20 protein-coding genes are annotated in these 21,291 nt (G+C 43.0%); 6 read left to right on the top strand and 14 right to left on the bottom strand.

All coding sequences use genetic code 11. The features are described 5' to 3' along the window. Nucleotides 1-6 precede the first annotated feature (6 nt). The 10 genes from hslU to DESME_RS10915 all read right to left on the bottom strand — a co-directional run bounded on the left by hslU (nucleotide 7) and on the right by DESME_RS10915 (nucleotide 11,268). Nucleotides 7-1,389 carry an ATP-dependent protease ATPase subunit HslU gene (gene hslU / locus DESME_RS10870; protein WP_006718232.1) on the bottom strand — a complete coding sequence of 461 codons (1,383 nt, stop codon included), beginning with the start codon at nucleotides 1,387-1,389 and terminating at the stop codon, nucleotides 7-9. An 11-nt stretch (nucleotides 1,390-1,400) separates the two neighbouring features. Then, nucleotides 1,401-1,931, bottom strand: a complete 531-nt coding sequence (hslV, locus tag DESME_RS10875) for an ATP-dependent protease subunit HslV (protein ID WP_006718230.1) — start codon at nucleotides 1,929-1,931, stop codon at nucleotides 1,401-1,403. Between the two features lie 88 nt (nucleotides 1,932-2,019). Further along, nucleotides 2,020-2,916, bottom strand: coding sequence for a tyrosine recombinase XerC (gene xerC, locus DESME_RS10880; protein ID WP_006718227.1), 897 nt, complete (start codon nucleotides 2,914-2,916; stop codon nucleotides 2,020-2,022). Nucleotides 2,917-2,964: 48 nt separating this feature from the next. Then, nucleotides 2,965-4,272, bottom strand: a complete 1,308-nt coding sequence (gene trmFO, locus DESME_RS10885) for a methylenetetrahydrofolate--tRNA-(uracil(54)-C(5))-methyltransferase (FADH(2)-oxidizing) TrmFO (RefSeq protein ID WP_006718225.1) — start codon at nucleotides 4,270-4,272, stop codon at nucleotides 2,965-2,967. A gap of 12 nt (nucleotides 4,273-4,284) precedes the next feature. Then, entirely contained in the window at nucleotides 4,285-6,375 is a 2,091-nt protein-coding gene (gene topA / locus DESME_RS10890; RefSeq protein WP_006718223.1) for a type I DNA topoisomerase, read from the bottom strand. A gap of 107 nt (nucleotides 6,376-6,482) precedes the next feature. After that, nucleotides 6,483-7,622, bottom strand: a complete 1,140-nt coding sequence (dprA, locus tag DESME_RS10895; protein WP_041483984.1) for a DNA-processing protein DprA — start codon at nucleotides 7,620-7,622, stop codon at nucleotides 6,483-6,485. A gap of 76 nt (nucleotides 7,623-7,698) precedes the next feature. Continuing rightward, entirely contained in the window at nucleotides 7,699-8,610 is a 912-nt protein-coding gene (gene ligD / locus DESME_RS10900) for a non-homologous end-joining DNA ligase (protein ID WP_006718219.1), read from the bottom strand. 21 nt (nucleotides 8,611-8,631) lie between these two features. Next, on the bottom strand, nucleotides 8,632-9,564 hold the full coding sequence (locus tag DESME_RS10905) for an ATP-dependent DNA ligase (protein ID WP_006718216.1): 933 nt from the start codon (nucleotides 9,562-9,564) through the stop codon (nucleotides 8,632-8,634). Further along, nucleotides 9,561-10,493 carry a non-homologous end joining protein Ku gene (gene ku / locus DESME_RS10910; protein WP_025248775.1) on the bottom strand — a complete coding sequence of 311 codons (933 nt, stop codon included), beginning with the start codon at nucleotides 10,491-10,493 and terminating at the stop codon, nucleotides 9,561-9,563. The genes DESME_RS10905 and ku overlap by 4 nt, the downstream gene beginning before the upstream one ends. Before the next feature lie 154 nt (nucleotides 10,494-10,647). Then, nucleotides 10,648-11,268: a DUF3786 domain-containing protein gene (locus DESME_RS10915; RefSeq protein ID WP_006718212.1), complete on the bottom strand. Its 621-nt coding sequence runs from the start codon at nucleotides 11,266-11,268 to the stop codon at nucleotides 10,648-10,650. A gap of 292 nt (nucleotides 11,269-11,560) precedes the next feature. On the opposite strand from DESME_RS10915, the gene DESME_RS15720 reads away from it, so the two are divergent. Further along, a complete protein-coding gene (locus DESME_RS15720) occupies nucleotides 11,561-11,734 on the top strand; it encodes a small, acid-soluble spore protein, alpha/beta type (protein WP_006718210.1) in 174 nt (57 codons plus the stop codon). 101 nt (nucleotides 11,735-11,835) lie between these two features. Here the strand turns inward: DESME_RS15720 and DESME_RS10920 are convergent, their stop codons facing one another. From DESME_RS10920 to DESME_RS10935, 4 genes are all read right to left on the bottom strand, one after another. Next, a complete protein-coding gene (locus DESME_RS10920) occupies nucleotides 11,836-12,267 on the bottom strand; it encodes an Hsp20/alpha crystallin family protein (RefSeq protein ID WP_006718209.1) in 432 nt (143 codons plus the stop codon). A 110-nt stretch (nucleotides 12,268-12,377) separates the two neighbouring features. Next, the gene (locus tag DESME_RS10925) at nucleotides 12,378-12,575 is read right to left on the bottom strand and encodes a CopZ family metallochaperone (RefSeq protein ID WP_006718208.1); all 198 of its coding nucleotides are present in this window, start codon (nucleotides 12,573-12,575) and stop codon (nucleotides 12,378-12,380) included. 98 nt (nucleotides 12,576-12,673) lie between these two features. Then, nucleotides 12,674-15,571, bottom strand: a complete 2,898-nt coding sequence (locus tag DESME_RS10930) for a heavy metal translocating P-type ATPase (protein WP_006718207.1) — start codon at nucleotides 15,569-15,571, stop codon at nucleotides 12,674-12,676. Between the two features lie 16 nt (nucleotides 15,572-15,587). Next, nucleotides 15,588-15,875, bottom strand: a complete 288-nt coding sequence (locus DESME_RS10935; RefSeq protein ID WP_156922809.1) for a metal-sensitive transcriptional regulator — start codon at nucleotides 15,873-15,875, stop codon at nucleotides 15,588-15,590. Nucleotides 15,876-16,273: 398 nt separating this feature from the next. Here DESME_RS10935 and DESME_RS15925 point away from each other — a divergent pair, with 398 nt between their 5' ends. From DESME_RS15925 to DESME_RS10955, 5 genes are read left to right on the top strand one after another with little or no spacing between them, the layout of a single operon-like run. After that, nucleotides 16,274-16,531 (top strand): hypothetical protein, encoded by a 258-nt coding sequence (locus tag DESME_RS15925; protein WP_006718204.1) that lies wholly within the window; start codon nucleotides 16,274-16,276, stop codon nucleotides 16,529-16,531. After that, on the top strand, nucleotides 16,504-17,367 hold the full coding sequence (locus DESME_RS10940; RefSeq protein ID WP_202962881.1) for a 3-hydroxybutyryl-CoA dehydrogenase: 864 nt from the start codon (nucleotides 16,504-16,506) through the stop codon (nucleotides 17,365-17,367). The genes DESME_RS15925 and DESME_RS10940 overlap by 28 nt, the downstream gene beginning before the upstream one ends. A gap of 52 nt (nucleotides 17,368-17,419) precedes the next feature. After that, entirely contained in the window at nucleotides 17,420-18,598 is a 1,179-nt protein-coding gene (locus tag DESME_RS10945; protein WP_006718200.1) for a thiolase family protein, read from the top strand. A gap of 54 nt (nucleotides 18,599-18,652) precedes the next feature. Beyond that, nucleotides 18,653-19,789: an acyl-CoA dehydrogenase family protein gene (locus DESME_RS10950; RefSeq protein ID WP_006718198.1), complete on the top strand. Its 1,137-nt coding sequence runs from the start codon at nucleotides 18,653-18,655 to the stop codon at nucleotides 19,787-19,789. 60 nt (nucleotides 19,790-19,849) lie between these two features. Next, nucleotides 19,850-21,178: an acetyl-CoA hydrolase/transferase family protein gene (locus DESME_RS10955; protein ID WP_006718196.1), complete on the top strand. Its 1,329-nt coding sequence runs from the start codon at nucleotides 19,850-19,852 to the stop codon at nucleotides 21,176-21,178. Nucleotides 21,179-21,291 lie beyond the last annotated feature (113 nt).

Genomic DNA, 21,291 nt, shown 5'->3' on the forward strand with positions numbered 1-21,291 from the left:
ATCATCCTACAAAATATAGCGTGAAAGATCTTGGTTACGAGCAACATCCCCCAAACGATGCTGTACATACTCACGGTTAATCGTTACCATGTAATCTTCAGGCAACTCTGAAGCCTCAAATGAAAGCTCTTCTAAAACCTTCTCAACAATCGTATGAAGCCTTCGCGCCCCAATATTCTCTGTATTGGAATTAACATCAAAAGCAACTTGCGCCAGCTCTTCAATAGCATTCTCGGAAAATTCCAGCTTTATGCCTTCTGTTTCCAATAATGCACTATATTGCTTAATCAGTGAAGATTGAGGTTCAGTTAGAATCCGTTTAAAGTCTTCAACACTTAAAGATTCAAGTTCCACCCGAATAGGGAAACGCCCTTGCAATTCTGGAATCAGATCGGAAGGCTTGGTGATATTGAACGCACCAGCAGCAATAAATAAAATATGTTCTGTCTTAACTGGACCATATTTCGTAACAACGGTTGACCCTTCAACAATTGGAAGAATATCGCGTTGCACTCCGCCTCTTGATACGTCAGGGCCCGAGGAACCCTCACGGCCTGCAATTTTGTCAATCTCATCTAAGAAAACAATACCTTCTTGTTCGGCACGGCGAATTGCTTCCTGAACCGCTTCATCATGATCAATCAAGTTCTGAGCTTCTTCCAAAGTCAGAATCCGGCGTGCTTCTTTCACCGTAACTTTGCGTTTCTTACGTTTTTTCGGTAGCATACCTGCCATCATATCCTGAAGATTCGAGTTAAGTTCCATCCCGTTATTTCCCATTAGATCGGGTAGTAGTGGTTGGCTATCCTCGACCTCAATTTCAAGGACCTTATCTTCAAGTTCTCCGCGCCGAAGTTTTTCGGCCACTAGCGAACGGTTCTGCTCAATTTCTGGTGTGACGTTTTCAGGTTGTTTCTCCTCATTTTGGTTGAAAAGAAACTGAAAAGGATTAGAAGATTGAGATTCCGAGCGTTTACCCGGAACAAGTAACGCCACAAGTCGTTTTTCGGCGGCTATTACAGCTTCACTTTCAACGACGTTCATTCGTTCCACTTTAACCATACGTAGAGCAATCTCTACGAGATCGCGAATCATCGATTCGACATCCCGTCCGACGTAACCGACTTCAGTAAACTTCGTCGCTTCAACCTTAATAAAGGGAGCACGAACTAACTTCGCCAGTCTTCTCGCAATTTCGGTCTTGCCTACTCCTGTTGGACCGATCATTAAAATGTTTTTAGGGAGTACTTCCTCCCGCAAACCTTCAGGGAGTAAAGATCGACGATAGCGATTTCGTAAGGCAATCGCAACTGACATTTTCGCTTGTTTTTGTCCGACAATGTCCCGATCTAATTCACGGACGATTTCCCGTGGTGTGAGTTGTTCCATGTGCTCACCCCTTATAATTCTTCGACGATAATTTGATCATTAGTATAAACACAGATTGCTGATGCAATCTTCATCGCTTCCCTGACCGCGTCAGCTGGTTCTAAACTCGAATGATTAACTAATGCTCTTGCCGCAGCCAAGGCATAATTTCCGCCTGAACCGATCGCTACAACTCCATCATCTGGCTCAATCACTTCCCCTGATCCAGATATCAGAAGTAAACTTTCCATATCGGCTACAAGCAATAATGCTTCCAAATTGCGAAGCATCTTATCCATACGCCATTCTTTAGCTAACTCTACGGCAGCTCGTTGAAGGTTACCATTGTATTGTTCAAGCTTTTGTTCGAATTTATCGAAGAGAGTAAAGGCATCCGCTACTGAACCTGCGAACCCGGCAAGAACTTTTCCATGAAACAGCCGGCGAACCTTTCTAGCCTTATGTTTCATAATTGTGTTTTCGCCAAAAGTGACCTGTCCATCTCCAGCCATAGCCACTTTATTTCCTTGTTTAACAGCTAGGATGGTTGTTGCATGAAACATTGGAAATCCTCCTTCTAATGGGAGTTTACTGTTTTATTGAAACAGAGTCAAGTGGAATTGTATGAAATTGTTGTGAATTTATGAATATTTAGTTGGATTTCGCATGGGGATGAGTTTCATCATAAACTTGACGCAGGTGTTCCCGGGTTAAATGCGTATAAATCTGGGTTGAAGAAAGCTTGGCATGACCTAAAAGTTCCTGAACACTTCGCAAATCCGCTCCACCGTCAAGGAGATGCGTAGCAAACGAATGACGCAGCATATGGGGATGGATGTGTTGGGGCAATCCTGCTTCGAGAGCCAGCTTATCTAGAATGCGCCGGATCGACCGAACAGAAAGTCGAGAACCTTGATAGTTTAACAATAACGGTCTTTGTGAATGCTCTCTCATGTCTAAATATACTTGAATAGCTTTGAGCGCATATTCTGTCATCGGAACAATACGTTCTTTTTTTCCTTTACCCCGGACGCGAAGAAGCATCTGGTCCTGATCCACATCTTCTTGATTTAGTCCCGCTAATTCACTCACCCGTAAGCCTGAACCGTAGAGAAGTTCTAAAACGACTTGGTCTCGAGCTCCTAAAACAGTAGCACAATCAGGGGTTTTTAGGAGCTTTTCCATCTGTTCCAAATATAAAAAATCCGGAAGTTTTTTTCCTAACTTAGGACTTGAGATGCGTTGAACTGGATTATGGTCAAGATATCCCTCTTTGCACATAAGTTTAGAGAAGGAGCGAAGAGCTGCCAATTTTCGCGCCATACTTTTCCTCTCCAATCCTTGATCCGTGAGGTCCCCTAAAAAGCTACGAACCCACTCCACCGAAATCTCTTCCAATGAAATTTCTCCAGGATCACAACTCTTCTCTTGACCTAAATAATTTAAGAATTGGGCAATATCATTATGATAAGCAATCACTGTATGCTCTGAACGATTTTGCGATTTCAGTTGTCCATCAAAAAGCGCAAGCGCCTGATCTGCTAACATAAACCAAGCCTCCAAATTCACAGTTAGAGAGTAATACACCCCTTTAGCTTACTGATATTCTTGAAGGAACTCGTCCAATCTTGCCAGCGCTCTCTCCGAAATCCGTTGATTCTTTTCTCGTTTCGCTTTAATCCGCTCCCCTAAGGGAGGAAGTAACCCGAAATTGATATTCATCGGTTGAAAATGGGTACTCGGGGAACCCTCAAGGTGGAGGGCTAAAGCTCCAAGTGCCGTTTCAGCTGGAAAACGTAAGGTTGATTTATTTCTTAACAACCGTGATGCGTTAATTCCTGCGATAAGACCACTGGCAGCCGACTCAATATATCCTTCTACACCCGTCATTTGGCCCGCAAAGAAAAGTTCTGGACGGTTTTTCAAACTAAAATCCGCCTTAAGAACCTGTGGGGCATTAAGGAACGTATTACGGTGCATGACACCATAGCGAACAAATTCCGCGTGTTCAAGACCTGGAATCATACGAAACACCCGTTGCTGTTCTCCCCATTTTAAGTGGGTTTGGAAACCCACTAGATTAAAGAGTGTCCCCTCACGGTTTTCTTTACGAAGCTGAACAACAGCATACGATTTTTTCCCCGTTCGAGGATCAACCAAGCCGACAGGCTTTAACGGGCCAAAGGTAAGTGTTTGTTCACCGCGACTTGCCATCACTTCAACAGGCATACACCCCTCGAAAACTTTCCCTTTTTCAAAACCTTTAACCTCAGCTGTCTCTGCCTGTACCAGTTCCGCGTAAAAATGCTTATATTCATCCTCAGTCATTGGACAATTCAAATAGTCTGGATCTCCTTTATCATAACGCGAGGCCCAAAATGCTTTCGTTAAATCAATCGATTCAAGCGTAACAATAGGGGCTGCTGCATCATAGAAGGATAGCGCATCTTCACCGGTTAGCTTTTGAATTTCTTGGGCGAAGTCATCCGAAGTGAGAGGACCGGTTGCAATAACAACGACTCCTTCTTCCGGAATTTTCTTGATCTCATCGCGTCGAACCTGGATATTGGCATGCTGTTCAAGCCGTTCAGTAATTTCATTAGCAAACAATTCCCGGTTAACGGCAAGTGCCCCTCCCGCTGGAACAGCATGGTGATCGGCTGCACTCACGATAAGTGAATTCAAGCGGCGCATTTCTTCCTTTAACAAACCGGCGGCATTGTCTAACCCTACCCCCTTCAAAGAGTTGCTGCAGACAAGCTCAGCAAAATTCCCAGTATGATGAGCCGGAGTCATTTTTCCCGGACGCATCTCATAAAGCGTAATCGAGATTCCCCTCTCGGCTAACTGCCAAGCTGCTTCTGCCCCCGCTAATCCTGCCCCGATCACGGTCACCTCTGCCATATCTATTCTCCTCTATTCTTGCTCCTCCACCGGCTTATCATAGCGGCATTCTGGATTTATACACGTATAATGCTTACCCTGTTTCGAACCTTTGATAACCATCATCCCCCCACATTCCGGGCAAGGCTCGGGTGCAGGTAACTCCCAGGATACAAAATCACACTCTGGATAAGTGCTACATCCATAAAATCTTCGACCTTTTTTACTACGCCGTACTACTAAGGGGTTCGCGCATTTCGGACATTTGGCTTCAATCTGTTCTAGCAAAGGTTTTGTATTCCTACACTCTGGAAATCCTGGACAGGCGAGGAATTTCCCATAGCGCCCCATTTTAATAACCATATTTCGTCCACAGTTCTCACAGATCTCATCAGAGACCTTATCTTCTATCTGGACTTTGCCGATCTTTTCCTCTGCTTCTTCTAAGCTCTTGGCAAACGGAGTGTAGAAATCATGAATTACTCTCCGCCAAGGCACAGTCCCTTCTTCGATCTCATCAAGCTCCTCTTCAAAATTCGCAGTAAACTCGAGGTTTACAATGTCTGAGAAATTCTCCTTAAGCAAGGAGATCACGATCTCTCCTAATTCTGTCGGTAAAAGTTGTTTTCCTTCTTTAGCAACATAGCCTCTGCTTTGAATCGTTCCAATCGTAGGCGCATATGTGCTCGGCCTACCGATTCCTTCTTCTTCCATTTTGCGAACTAATGAGGCTTCAGAATAACGAGCTGGGGGTTCAGTAAAATGTTGTTTCTCCTGAAGACTCATCTTTTCTAAACTTTCCCCTTGCACGACCTGGGTCGCCAAAGAACCTTCCTCAGACTCCTTGTTTGCTTCATCCTGACTTTCTTCGTAAACTGCTAAAAATCCTGGGAATCGAACAGTCGATGCATTCGCACGAAAAAGAAATGTTCCCGCACTAACATCCACTGTTAACGTATCTAACAACGCAACGCTCATCTGGCTGGCAAGAAAACGCCCCCAAATTAACCGGTACAAACGAAGTTGATCTCGACTTAAGAATTCCTTCAGCGAATCGGGGGTTCGCAGAACAGACGTTGGACGAACCGCCTCATGGGCTTCTTGGGTCCTCCCTTTACTTGTATATTCTCGAGTTTGTGGAGGATAATACTCAGCACCATATTGTTGAATAATCCATTCCTTAGCTTCCGCTTGGGCAATCTCTGAAATTTTTACAGAATCTGTACGCATATAAGTAATAAGACCAACTGACCCTTCTTTACCTATATCCAATCCCTCATAGAGTTGTTGTGCAAGCATCATCGTTCGTTTAGGAGACATATTCAGTTTACGATAAGCTTCCTGCTGTAGCGTACTTGTCGTAAAGGGTGGAGCGGGTTGCTTCTTTTTTTCTTTTTTGCGAACCTCTTGAGCCGAATAATTCACTTTCTCCAACTCAAGAAAGACCTTTTTCATTTCCTCTTCATTTGCAACGGCAATTTTTTGATTCTCTTTTTTAACCAGTTTAGCACTGAACGTCCCTCCAGCCGCCTTTAGCTGGGCGGTAAGACTCCAGTATTCTTCTGGAATGAAATTACGTATCTCCTCTTCCCTCTCACAAATAAGACGAACCGCAACAGATTGAACCCGACCGGCACTAAGCCCCTTTTTCACTTTTCTCCAAAGGAGCGGACTTAACTGGTACCCTACTAAGCGGTCAAGAACACGACGCGCTTGTTGCGCATCGACACGATGGGTATCTATCTGACGAGGTTGCTTTACTGCAGCAAGAATGGCGGGTTTCGTAATCTCATGAAATTCAATCCGGCACTTACTACTAATATCTACTCCCAATAAATGCCCCAAATGCCATGCGATTGCTTCTCCTTCACGATCCGGGTCAGAGGCAAGCAATATCCTATCAGCGGATTTAGCTGCGACCCGAAGTTCTTTAATTAAATCTCCGCGGCCACGAATGGCTATATATTTGGGCTCAAAATCATTTTCAATATCGACTCCCAATTGGCTTTTGGGCAAATCTCGCAAATGTCCCATGGACGCTTTAACCGTGTATTGCTTACTTAAAAATTTGCTAATTGATTTTGCCTTGGCCGGAGACTCGACGATGACGAGTGTCTTTGCCATAATTCACCTCAAGTATCCTCTCTATCCTTCATTATGTACAGTCCTTAAAAAGTTAAACCTCTTAATCCTAAAACTAGCCTAATCTTAACGTCTTTTCTAAAGTATGTCTAGCACTTATGAGCTAATACATAGCGTTGACCCGAAAGTTGCTCGATTTCTCCAGCAAGTTGCAATTCAAGAAGAAGGAGCGCAACCAGTGACGGATTTATCGAAGATTGCAAAACGATCTGGTCTATATGCAGGGGAAGATCACTCAGAATCGACAAAATTTCCGATTGTTCAGGCGAGGATTTGTTTTGCTTTGAATCCAGAATAGTGGGGTGTTTTGAGTCCTCATTACCAAGCATCTCGTGACATCTATCACTAAATTCAGCCGAAACTTCAGAAAGAATATCTCCCACTTCCTCAACCAATTTTGCTCCCTGACGAAGCAATTGATGACACCCTTTGCTCTGTTCACTAAAAATAGGCCCAGGTACCGCAAAAACTTCACGCCCTTGTTCTAGGGCAAAATCAACAGTAATTAATGCTCCACTGCGTATTGCCGCTTCAACAACGATAACGCCACTAGAAACGCCACTAATTATGCGATTTCGCATAGGGAAAAACTGCGGTTCAGGCGGAACTCCTGGAGCGAATTCACTAATAAGCGCGCCCTCAAGCATAATCTGCTCTGCTAATTTTCTATTCTCGGGTGGATAAAAATGATCCAAGCCGCTGCCTAAAATAGCCCAAGTCTTACCTTTTCCCTCTAAAGCTCCTTTATGCGCCGCCGTATCAATACCTCGAGCTAAACCGCTAACAACGACAAACCCATGTTGCGCTAACGCCTTTCCCAAGAACTCAGCTGCAGCCCTTCCATAGGGTGTCGCTTTACGTGATCCTACAATGGCTATTCCCTGCTCACCTGGCTCAAGTTTCCCTTTATAATACAGTAAGGGAGGTGCATCTGCCAATTCCCGTAGCAAGACTGGATAATGATCTTCTTCCGGAATTACCGTCTCAATCTCTTTTTGAGTTAATTCTTTTTCCATTTGAACAGGATCACATTGAGAACGATGTTGAATCAGAGCCTGGACCCAAGATTCGTTTCCTAACTTTCTCAACTCTTTCTCCGGAGCCTGCCAAGCGTTAAGCGCACTTCCAAAAAAGGCAATCAAATTCCGTAACCGTCCACTGCCTACTCCCGGAATTGAATGAAACGCGATTCGAATCAATTTTTCGTCACGTATATTATTCTCAGTCATACCAATCCCTCCCCGAGTCCACATTCGGTGTCCTGGGAGAGTTTTCCTTCCTCAAACGATGTCAGTATTTACCGAATTAGGTGAAATAGTGTAGGATTTTATTAAAGTCCATCTTTTCTTTCATAATCCGGCTCAAATCTCCGACTTTATCAATCCGTTTCTTTAAATTTCTCACGGTAAACTGCGATGGATCTTCCCCTGCCAGGACTTCTTCCCTGAGCAGCGGCGTCGAAACCTGACCTTGAATAGTCGGGCGAATGCTATAAATTCCTGCCATCGTTCTCCCTCGACCATTTTGTATATAATCAAGATAGATTTTTCCCTCCCGTTTGAGAATACTCCGTTCTAGCGTACAAGCTTCTGGGCGCTGTCTTAACAAAAATCGGCAGACACCTTCTACACCACGCTGGACCTCCTCATACGAGAATTGGGGAATAAGAGGCACTAATATGTGGATTCCTTTTGAACCAGACGTTTTCACCAAAAAGTTAATTTTGAGTTCATTTAGAATTTCCCCTAGCCAACGAGCCACCTGATAAGCCTCTGTTATCCCCGAGGGAGGATCTGGATCGAGATCAAATACTGCCCACTCCGGTCGATCGGGATAATCAATCGTCGAAGCCCAAGCATGTATTTCGATGCACCCCAGATTGATCAAATACATTAGCGTCGATAATTGATCACAAACAACATAGGTCAAACCGGATTGAGAGAACGGATCCTCAAAGCGGGTTACCCATTCTGGAGCTTGTGCTGGACACTCTTTTTGATAAAAAAATTCGCCGTGAATTCCTTCAGGAAAGCGTACCATAACAAAAGGGCTACGCGCTATATGGGGTAAGATATACGGAGCCATATCCGTATAATATTTCAGAATTTCTCCTTTTGTAAGGCCTATTTCTGGAAAATACACTTTAGTTAAATGACTTACGGACAAAATATGCCCGTCGACTTTCACGGGAAAAGTGTCTTGCTTTAGATCGGGCATGTTGACCTCCATTACTTCGCTTCACTCCAGTAGGCACTCGTGAGGAGAAACTCGGATTAATGCCTGAATACTCGGTTGTCTAAGTGTTCCTCCCTCGGTCCATTCCATAAACTTCACTTTAACCGTAAACTGAGGTTCAAGCCAAAATGCGTCTTGTAGTCGCGACGGTTGATTGATAAAAGGACTGTTCTTCTGCTTAAGATTTAGGAGCTGTCGGGTCAACTCGTTCCATTCCGCTCGTGTAAATTTGCCGCTTCCGGCATGTCCAATATACCAAAGCCTTCCCTCGGGATCATAAGCACCCAGCAACAGGGCATTAACCTGATTTTCGCGTAAGGTTACTCCCCCAATGACGGCTTGAAGATCTCGATAATTCTTGATCTTTTTCCAACGCGCGTCCTTGCCTCCTAAAACATAAGCAGATTGAAGGTTCTTACATACAACGCCTTCCATTTCTTGTTCCTGAATCGCCTGGAATAAAGAAGCGCTATTCGAAAAATTATCTGCACTGTAAATTCCTTCCGCTGGCCGCAGGATCTTCTGGAGTAGATGTTGCCTTTGTTCGAGTGTTCGTGAAATAATCCACTCTCCATTGTAAAAGAGAACATCAAATACGATGTAATTTATCTCAACGTTGCGACGCGCCCAGTTCAGATTTTCCATACTTCTTAAACCATCCCTCTTCATTACTTTATGAAAGGATGGTTTGCCTTTCTCCAAGGCAATCACTTCTCCATCTAAGATTAAAGAAGCAGCATGGCAATACGTGTTGATTTCAGTCAGTTCCGGATATTGTACCGTCCGTTCATTCTTTTTGCGATTAAACAATCGAACTGAATTTCCATCCCAGTAGGTTAATATCCTTACCCCATCCCACTTGACCTGAGCTATCCAGTTATCACCTACTGGGAATTTTTCCGTTCGTACTGGCTCAAAAGGATGGATAGGCTTCATGCTCCTTTAGCCCGACTGACTCTCCGTCGACGTGGAGTTAACGTCGATTTCTCTTTGATGGGTTCATCTGTCATCGGCTCCTCCTTCGCTGAGTTCACAGCATTGACATAATTTACAGCCTGCTTTTGCTTCTCTTCATCCTCTACTGTAGACAAGGGTTTCCCTTTTTCTTGTTCTGTAACAGCCAGACTTGCGCGCAGTGCTTCCATCAAGTCAACCACTTTACCCGGTTCAGGGGCAGCGGTAAACTTGAAGCTTTCCCCAGCAACCTTCCGTTCGATCATTTCTCGCACCTGTTCATGCAACTCATCTCGATAATTTTCAGGCTCAAAAGGTACGGCTAGATTGTCGATCAATTGCCTCGCCATTGCAATCTCCGTCTCCGTCGGGGTAACCTTGTCCCATGTCACCTCAAGATTGCGAATCTCTGCCGGATAATACATTGTCTCCAAAACGAGTCCGTCTTTAAGTGATCTTAGGCAGGCTAAATATTGTTTAGAGCGCATAGTAAAACGCGCTATGGCAATTTTACCCGTATCCGACATGGCTTGGTAGAGGAGACGGTAAGCTTTTTGGGCCGTATCTTCTGGCGTTAAATAATATGACTTTTGAAAATAAATTGGATCGACTTCTTTAATATCAATAAAGTTAAAGATATCGATTGAGCGACTCATCGGCTGCTCTATTGCAGCTAAATCCTCATCTTCCAAAATAACATACCGTTCTTTTTCATACTCATACCCTTTAACGATCTCTTCGGGTTTGACTTCAACATCGCAATGAGGGCACTTTTTAATATAGCGGACTCGATTATGACAAGCTTCGTGGAGATAATTAAAATGAAACTCCTGTGTTTCAGTCGCCGCATGCATTTTAATGGGCACATTGACTAAACCAAAACTAATAGATCCTTTCCATAACGTATGCAATGAAGAAACACCTCCTTCAGGATTTAGTGTAAACCAGATGAATTTGTTCCATACAAAAAAAATCCACTGCTCCAAATGTTATGCTCCTTTCTTACTTAAGAAACATAGCAAAGGAGAAAGTGGATTTCTAAATGATCTATATTGGAAGCTCTTATTACCTGTCAGCACTGTTTATTTGCTCTCCATATTTTTTCAGTGTCATCACTACAAAACTGGCTAAGACCGCATAATCCTCAGTGGGAAGAAATTCTGGAGCAGAACCATCAAAGAGAATATTCCCTGAAGCCGAGAATTCCTCGTCTGCGCCCCATAGCACAAGTGTCACAGGTACTTTGGGAAACACTTTAAGAGTTACCCCAGCATCACCTAATTTCGCTGGAAGTCCCCCCATGGGTTTAGCAACGTCGATTAGCCTTTCTGGTCGTTCTCCAAAAAACTGAATCATCGGGCGAATTGCTCTATTGGTAAAGGGTTGAATATATATTCCACCACCGGGAAGTTCTTTATAGGAAATAAATTTCCCGTTCTCACTTGCCGGAGACTTATTCGCTAAATAATGTAAAATAAGAATCCGTGCGAAGATCGGGAGTTCCCCTTCTAATTGGGGTTCAGGTTCGAATCTTCCTGAGGGATGTTCCACCGTAAATTGTTGACCAAGAAAGTTCACCTGAATTTGATGGTCTAGCACAGGATACCCTGAAAATTGAGCAATTTCTTCAATCGAAGTTTGTTGGAAACAAGCCAAGGAGGTTTCATAGGCTGCAGAATAATTCATCTCTTCTCACCACCTCTTCTATATCATTATTTCCCATCCGGGATGAATCTTTATTAGAGATAATCTCCTTAAAATTCAGATTTAATATGTAGAATATTCTTTATATTAAATAAATGTCCTTCTCTTTGCAACCCTTTTCTAGGAAATAATAGATAAATCTTCAATTACTTCGTATAGCGTAATTTCCTTTGATGTGCATATTATGCTCTTTAAAATATCAAACTAAAGTTGCTTTGTAAAACGACAAAGTTAATTACAATTTACTTTCCTGCAAATGAAAGGAGGAGACTTAATGTCTAAGCGTAGCCAGAATACAATGTCTGAAGGCCTTAAACAACAGATTGCCCAAGAACTTGGCTTTGGTGATACCGTAAGACAAGAAGGTTTTGGAGCGGTTTCTTCAAGGGATTGCGGGAATATGGTGAAAATGGCAATTCAAATGGCTGAGCGGAACATGTTACAATAGTCTTCTTAATACAGAAGCAAAACAAAATCAAAGGGCCGATAAGGTAAACTTAAGTTTTCCCTATCGGTCCTTCTATTTTGTCGTCTTAATCGTCATCTTAATTAATGAAAATCAACTTCAATGCTCCGTGCTGCTGGATGACGGTCTTTTAAAAGAGTAAGCTCCAAAACGCCATTCTTATACGCAGCATGTGCACCATCCGCTTTTACCACAGCAGGCAACGTGATCGTGCGATTAAATCGACCGAAGAAACGTTCTGAGTGATGTGAAAATCGCTCCGTTTCTGTCGTGTTCCGTTTGATCTCCCCATGTATCGTGAGCTTGTTTTCATCAATCTCAAGATGCAAGTCTTCTTTATTTTCGATCCCGGGAATCTCTGCCGTAACGATCACGTTTTCCACTGTCTCTTCGACGTCCACACGATATAACCACTTCGATAGAGCTTCTTCTCCCCGACCTGGGTGAAAATGCCGATCCATCTCTTCCCAAATGGGTTCAAACATACGAAAGGGCTCATAAGGAACTAAAGCCATTGTCATCACCTCACTACGATTTAAATAAAGAAACTTCAGATAGAGTTTTGTACTCCACCTGAAGTTTCCCTATCCATAGCTAAGTATGGCAGTTTAGCGAAAAATTATTCTTATTGGGCACCGTATCCGGCTTCAACAACAGCTTTTACTAAATCTTCGCGACTCGCTGCTCCAGAAACAACTGCTTCACCTTTAGCAAGGTCTACTTGTGCTCCTTCGACGCCATTAACCCCGAGAAGCGCCTTCTCAACATGCATTTTGCAGTGATTACAGGTCATTCCTTCAACTTTTAAAGTGGTTTGACTCATCTTTTTCACCTCCAAAGACACTATCTATATTTCTCTCCAAGTCAAATCATTTTCAACCTGAAGAAATCCAACAAAATTGATTTAATTGATTATCCAGATCAATCCACTAGTTTTTTATCATAGCGCTTAAGCAAGAGGGAACTGGTTACGACTGAAACTGAAGAGAACGCCATGGCTAATCCAGCCCATTCAGGGGGCAATAACTCCCCGGTAATTGGGTAGAGCACACCGGCAGCAATCGGAATGCCAATCGTATTGTAAATCAACGCCCAAAACAGGTTTTGCTTGATTTTATTTAAGGTTTTCCGTCCTAAACGAATCGATCGCTCGACATCGAGCAAATCATTCCGCACTAAGACAACATCCCCAGTCTCTTTTGCTACATCTGTTCCAGAACCGATAGCAATTCCAATATCAGCCTGAGCTAAAGCGGGTGCATCATTGATACCATCACCCACCATTGCAACTTTTAGCCCCTGTTCTTGATATTTTTTAACGATATTGATTTTATCCTGAGGTAAAACCTCAGCAATCACTTCGTCAATTCCTACTTGTGAACCGACGACGTTCGCCACCTTTTTATTATCCCCTGTAATCATAAAGGTCTTAATTCCCAAATGATGTAAACGCGTAATGGCTTCTTGGGTGGTTTCCTTCAAAACATCGGCAAGCGCGATTAAACCAATGACTTCACCTTTCAAAGCCACTAAGCTGGTAGTTTTACCTTCCTCCGCTAAACGTTGAAAATCTTGATTAGCATTACCTAAGCTCACATTGTGCTTCTGCATCAATTTCATATTTCCAATCAAAAGTTGCTGGCCTTCGTAGTTACAAATCGTTCCATGACCACTCTCTTCTTGATAATTTTGAACTTCGTTAATCGTGAGCTTATCCGCTTTTGCTTTCGCGACAACGGCTTGAGCTAAGGGATGAATAGATGGATTCTCACCTGCGGCTGCGATCTTTAGCAAATCCTGCGTCGAATATCCGTTATAGCTCACGAGATCGGTCACCTCAGGTTTTCCTTTAGTAAGGGTGCCTGTCTTATCAAAACCAATCGCTTGAACTTTTGAGATTTCTTCTAGAACCGCTGCCGATTTAAATAGAATTCCTCGATTTAAACCCACCCCACTTCCGACCATAATCGCTGTCGGCGTGGCTAAACCCAATGCACATGGACAAGCAATGACTAGAACTGCAACGGCAGCGGTAAATGCGAACACAAAGTTGCTGTGAAGCAAGAAATACCAGATTAAAAACGTGAGCAATGAAATGGAAACAACCGTTGGAACGAAATAGTTAGAAATGGTATCCGCTAAACGTTGAATCGGGGGTTTAACACCTTGGGCATCTTCAACCATTTTGATAATTCCTGAAAGCATTGTGTCCTTACCCGTTTTCGTCGTTTTGATTTTAATGCTTCCAGAAGTGTTAATTGTCGCACCGACAACCGGATCCCCAACGCCTTTATCAACTGGAATCGATTCCCCAGTGATCATCGCTTCGTCAATGCTCGCTCGTCCCTCAATGATTTCTCCATCAATCGGAATCTTTTCGCCCGGTTTAACAACGACGATATCTCCTATTTTGACACTGGAGGCAGGAACTTCTTTTTCTTGGCCATCAATTAGAATTCTAGCCTTATCAGCCTGTAGCTCCAACAACCGTTTTAACGCTTGTCCAGCACGACCTTTTGCTTTGGCCTCTAGATATTTTCCAAAACGGACAAAGGTGATCAGCAAAGCAGAGGTATCAAAAAAAGTTGGTCCTTCAAAGAAAATATTGGGAAAAGTCGTCATGAAACTATATCCATAAGCTGCCGTAATTCCTAAAGCAACGAGCACATCCATATTTGCCGAACGATTTTTCAAGGCATGATAGGCTCCTCGATAAAACGTCCAACCTGATGTAAATTGGACAATCGTTGCTAATATAAGCATGGTGTACATCGTCGTCTTGCTCATAGGCAAATACATGAGCGGCATGAGTGGGAGAGAGAGAACAGCACTAAAGATCAACCAAAAGAGCTGCTTTCTAACTGCTTTATCCTCCCGGTTCTCTTCTTTATTCTCAATCGGAATATAACCTGCATCTTTAACCTGTTCAAAAATTCCATCGAGATTAACGATACTCGGGTCAAACTCCACACTTACCGTTTCAGTCGCAAAATTGACGTTAGCTAAGCTGACTCCTGCAGTATTCTTTAATTTCTTCTCAATCGTCAACGCGCAATTAGCACAGCTCATTCCACTGACTTTAAATTGTTGCTTTCCCTCTTCTTGAGATTCAGTGTAAGCTCCATAACCGAGGTCCTTAACCTTCGCCAAGACGTCTTCTGCCTTTACAACCTCCGGGTCATATTCTAAGGCCAACTTTTCGGAGGCAAAATTCACCGCAGCTAGCTTTACACCAGGCATTTTCGCTACACCTTTTTCAATGGTTAAAGCACAATTAGCACAGGTCATGCCCGTTAATTTAAACTGTTGTTTTTCACTTGCCGGAGAACTATTTATCGTTTCTATCTCTTCCTGACCTTCTTCAAGAAGCGGTGTTGTTAAATAACCTGCCTCCTCAATTGCCTTGCGGATATCCTCCACCGGAACTTGATCTGGCTTATACGTAAAATTCGCCTTTGAATCTTGTAAAGACACGTTTACATTTGTTAATCCGGGGAGCTGTTCTAGTGCCTTACGCACGCGATTTACACAATGCTCACAAGTCATTCCATAGACAGAAACTTCACCCGTAACATTAGACAAATCCTCCTTGGATTCAGGATCATCCACTTCATAGCCTGCTTCTTCTATCGCATGATGTATCGATCGACGATCGGTCAGTGATGAGTCCCAATTAAAGCGAGCTTTCTCTTCAGCGAGTGATACCTCTACCTTCTCTATCCCAGGGAGACTCTCTAGGGCCTTTGTTACACGTCGTACGCAATGTTCACAAGTCATTCCCAGAACCTTTAATTCGACACTTTGGACTTCATTTTCCATAGTACTCACCTCGCTCTTACTTCATCATTTTAAAAATTGTTTTCAATACTTCATCAATGACTTCTTCGTCACCCTCTTGAAGTTGCTCCCGTACACATGACTTCATGTGCTTTTCCAATAGAAGTTTGGAAACTCCATTGAGTGCCGATTGCACTGAAGCAATTTGATTAAGGACATCATCGCAATAGACATGCCTTTCGATCATCCCCTTAACACCTCGGACTTGGCCCTCAATCCGATTCATTCGATTGACTAAGTCTCGGATCGTTTTCTCACTATGATGACTTGTCCGTTCATCTCCCATAGCTATTTCAGAATGGCAGCTCGGACAAGATTTGTTATCTGTATTTTCATCCACTGGACATCACTCCTTTAACATCTATATAGTATACCCCCCTATACTATAAGTCAAATAACTATCCAATATAATGATTATAATATCTGTTTATTTTAATTTCTAAACGTAAAGCTATTTAGTATCGACTCCATCGCGTTAATCCAAAACCCTGAATAATGAATATTTCATCCATATTTACGAGTTCTCTGAGTCGTGAATCGAGCGAATGTCGACAAACGAGGAATTTTAAGTTTCCATAAATAGACATAGTTTACAAATTGCACAAGGTTTGTATGGCAAGATGTGCGGGCCTTTTGGTACAAAAAGCCACATATTTCCTGTCTATTCCAGGAGACAAGGTTTAAATGGATTATATTGCTAAAATTTTTCACTCAAGAATTTTGATTGGAGAAAAAATACTTGAATTTAGGGCATTTTATTTTTCCTATAATATGAATATAAATAATTTTCTGAAGATTGGCACGATTGTTGCATTAATTTCTTATATCTTTAGATGGATTGAGGTGGATAAAGAAAAAACTAAAAAAAGACGGTTTTTTAACTGGGAAAGAAATGAGAGAAGGGGTAGAACTTGGTGGGAATTAGTAAAATTGGTGTTTTAGGCGCTGGAACAATGGGAGCCGGAATTGCTCAAGCCGTGGCTCAGAGTGGATTCGTGATCATCCTGATTGATGTCAGTCAAGTGTTTGTTGATCGTGGTCTTGAGCGGATCAGTAAAGCCCTTCAAAAACTTGTGGAAAAGGGAAAATTGCCCATAGAAGAAAAAAAGAATATCCTTGCCCGGATTGAAGGAAAGGTCGGCCTTGAGAACTTTAGGGATGTAGATATTGTTATTGAAGCGATTGTTGAAAATATGGAGCTTAAGAAAAAAGTATATGCAGAACTTGATCAGGTTTGTCCAGAACAGACGATTTTAGCCAGTAATACATCTTCACTCTCAATTACGGAGATAGGGGCTGCAACTCAACATCCGGGTCGAGTAATTGGCATGCATTTCTTTAATCCCGTCCCCGTTATGAATTTGGTGGAGGTCATTCCGGGAGTTGAGACGACTGAGAAGGTTGTGGGTTTAGTCATGGAATTGGCTCTGCATTTTGGAAAGGTTCCGATTAATGCTAAGGAATCTCCAGGGTTTATTGTAAACCGGATTCTCGTTCCTATGATCAATGAAGCTATTCAAGCCTATCAAGAAGGGGTCGGTTCTGCAGAAAATATTGATACTGCGATGAAATTGGGGGCTAATCTTCCGATGGGACCGCTTGCCTTAGCTGATTTGGTTGGGATTGATATCGTTTTGGCGGTGATGGAAGTTTTATATCAAGAGTTTAATGATCCAAAATATCGTCCAGCCCTTTTGCTCAAGCAGATGGTTAGAGCTGGGCATTTGGGGATTAAGACAGGAAAAGGATTTTATGATTATAGACAAGCGAAAGCTTAATTTTAGAGAGATTAAAACACAAAAGATTAGTAGTCAGAGAGGAGAAATAATGATGCAAGAGGTTGTCATTGTAAGTGCTCAGCGTACCCCAATTGGAGATTATCTGGGTGCTTTAAAAGAGGTTTCAGCGATTGAGCTTGGGGTGATCGCTTTAAAAGCAGCGCTTGAAAAAGCAACCATAGATGCTTCTCAGATTGAAGAAGTGGTGGCAGGTAATGTTTTTCAGGCCGGGTTAAAGGGAAACCCAGCACGTCAAGTTGCTCTAAAAGCGGGTTGTTCCATGGAAACAGTAGCTGTTACGATTAATCAATTATGCCCTTCATCCATGCGTGCTACGGAAATTCTCAGTCAGGAGATCGCCTTGGGCAAGGTGGATATTGGTGCTGCAGTCGGTATGGAAAGCATGTCAAACATTCCCTATCTTTTACCGAAGGTCCGGAGCGGCTATCGAATGGGGAATAATGAAGTCCTGGATGCCATGTTGCATGATGGCTTGTTTGACGCATTCTATGACTATCATATGGGCATGACAGCAGAAAACTTAGCAGAGCAGTATGAAATTTCCCGTGAGGAACAGGACGAGTTGTCATACTTAAGTCATCAAAGAGCACTGCAGGCAATACAAACAGGAAAATTCAAGGAAGAAATCGTCCCTGTTGAATTCAAGACCAAAAATGGAACCGTAGTAATTGATACCGATGAGCATCCTAACGCTAAAACGAGTCCTGAGATCTTAGCAAAGCTGAAACCTGCTTTCAAGAAAAATGGAACCGTAACCGCAGGAAACTCGTCCGGCCTCAATGATGGGGGCTCAGCATTAATCTTAATGTCAGCGAAAAAGGCAGTCGAGCTTGGGATTAAGCCTTTAGCCAAAATCCTTTCCACCGCATCCGCTGCAGTGGATCCTAAGATTATGGGGATCGGCGTTGTCCCCGCCGTGAAGAGAGCTTTAAAGTTTGCTCAATTAAGTCTGGAAGATATTGATTATTGGGAACTGAATGAAGCCTTTGCTGCCCAATTTCTGGCGGTTAACCGTGAATTTAAACTGAGTATGGAGAAAGTGAATGTGAATGGTTCAGGCATTTCCTTGGGGCATCCTGTTGGAAATTCTGGAGCTCGTTTAATTGTCTCTCTATTGTATGAAATGCGGCGTCGTGGAGCGCGCTACGGCTGTGCCTCCCTTTGTGCTGGTGGTGGACCTGCCGTTGCTACCGTGGTTGAACTTCTTTAGGAATATACCCTAGGATAAATTTTTAGTAGAGGCAAATTTGAGGGAGGAATTACGATGGATTTCAAATATACCGAAGAACAGGAAGTGATGCGAGCAGTAGCTCGTAAATTTTCGGAGAAAGAAATTGCCCCAGTAGCTGGAGAATATGACGAAAAGGATGAGTTTCCCTGGGAGATTGTGCATAAGCTTCACGAAGTTGGGCTTTTAACGATTGGGGTTCCAGAAGAATACGGTGGTCCGGGGTTAGATCCAATCACCCAAGCTTTGATTGCAGAGGAACTTGCGTTTGGAGATGCAGGCCTGTCTACTACAGTAGTCGCTAGTAACTTGCTGGCTGCGAATCCCGTTTTAGTCGGTGGTAATGATGATCAGAAGAGACGCTTCTATAATGTCATGAATGAAGGAAAATTAGCAGCCTTCTGTCTAACCGAGCCAGGTAGTGGTTCAGATGCAGCAAGTTTATCCACATCAGCCCGTCGGGAGGGTGACTACTATATTCTCAATGGGACGAAACAGTTTATAACCAATGCAGGTGTTGCTGATATTTTCACGGTCTTTGCTACAACAGATAAATCGTTGCGCCATAAAGGGGTGATTGCGTTCATGGTTGATGCGCATACCCCGGGAATTACTATTGGAAAGAAAGAAAATAAAATGGGAATTCGGACTTCCGACACGTGTCAGATCAGTTTTGAGGATGTAAAGGTTCCGATCACCAATCGTCTAGGAGAAGAAGGCGAAGGCTGGACAATTTGTATGAAATCCTTGGATATCTCCCGTCCGTTTATTGCCGCGATGGCGGTTGGAATTGCTCAGGCAGCCTATGAAGCTGCTGTGAATTATGCAAAAGAGCGAGCTGCCTTTGGAAAACCAATTGCTACGTTTCAAGCGGTACAGTTTATGTTGGCAGATATGGCCATAGAAATTGAAGCTTCTCGACTGCTTGTGCATAAAGCTTGCTACTTAAGAGAACAGGGTCAACCGTTTACCCAAATGGCTTCCTTTGCTAAAGCTTTTGCCGGGGATACAGGGATGAAGGTTACCACCGATGCAGTACAAATCTTTGGTGGCTATGGTTACATTAAAGATTATCCAGTTGAAAAATATATGCGGGATGCCAAGATCATGCAGATTTATGAAGGGACGAATCAAATTCAACGGGTTGTCATTGCTAGTAACATTTTAAGGTAATGTTTAAGTATTCTGTTAAGCACGTGAATGGGAAGAAAAAACGTTCTGAGGAGGAGCTTTATGAGTTACAGTGGTGAATATCAAAAAAAGCTAGTCACCCCTGAGGAAGCAGTCCGTGTTGTCAAGTCTGGAGACTGGGTCGATTATGGTGCTTTTGCCGGGCAAGTTGTTGCGCTTGATAAGGCGTTAGCGGCTCGTAAGGAAGAACTTTTTGATGTGAAGATTCGCGCAGTTACCGCGTTGCGAGCTCCAGAAGTCGTCAAAGCTGATCCTGAGGCCAAACATTTTATTTATAATAACTGGCATTTTAGTGGTATCGATCGTAAGCTTCATGACAAAGGACTTTGCTATCATATTCCCTTGCTCTATCATGAACTTCCCGGTTATTATCGACGTTTTGCTGATGTTGATGTGGCAATGCTTCCAGTTACCCCGATTGATGAGCACGGATTTTTCAACTTTGGCCCCCAAGTATCTCATGCAAAGGCAACTTGTGAAAAGTCAAAAGTGATTATACTTGAGGTCAACCCAAATATTCCGCGTTGCTTAGGAGGAAAAGAAGAAAGCATTCATATCTCACAAGTGGACTATATTGTTGAATCAAACTGGACCTTGCCTCAGATTCCGAGTGGTGCTCCGACGGAGATTGAATCTAAGATCGCCTCTTATATCATGCCTGAGCTTGAAGATGGAAGCTGCATTCAGCTTGGTATTGGAGGTATGCCGAATGCTGTAGGTCAGATGATCGCTCAATCTGATCTCAACAATCTTGGGCTTCATAGCGAGATGTTCACCGAGTCCATGGTTGATATGGTGGAATCCGGGCGTGTAACTGGAGCAAATAAGACAACGGATCGGTATAAGATTGCTTATACGTTCGCCTTCGGAACCCAAAAGACGTACAATTTTTTAAACAATAATCCGATGTGTGCGATCTATCCCGTCGATTATGTCAATGATCCGTTTATCATTGCACAAAATGAGAAGGTTATTTCCATTAACAACTGTATTGAGGTGGATTTAACCGGGCAAGTCTGCTCAGAATCCTCAGGAACACGTCAAATCAGTGGAACGGGAGGACAGTTCGATTTTGCCTTTGGTTCATATCGTTCAAAAGGTGGAAAATCCTTTATTGCTATGGAGTCGACCTTTAAAAAGGGCGATGAGCTTCGCTCGAGGATTAAGCCGAGCTTAACTCCAGGAGCGATCGTCACAACGCATCGCGCGATAGTCCACTACCTCGTCACCGAGTATGGAATTGTAAACTTAAAAGGAAAATCGACCTGGGAACGAGCTGAAGCTTTGATTTCGATTGCTCATCCTAATGTTCGCGAAGATTTGATCAAAGAGGCAGAAAATCTTGGGATTTGGCGCCGAAGCAATAAATAATAAACATAGAGTGTATAAATGCCTCAGCTTAACCGCTGGGGCATTTATCATCTTAATTCTGAGCATTTTAAGCTACTTACCCGCTGCGAGAGTCGTTCCAATGGGAAAATTAA

It is taken from the genome of Desulfitobacterium metallireducens DSM 15288 (assembly GCF_000231405.2).
In the GTDB taxonomy this organism is placed as follows: Bacteria; Bacillota; Desulfitobacteriia; order Desulfitobacteriales; family Desulfitobacteriaceae; genus Desulfitobacterium_A; species Desulfitobacterium_A metallireducens.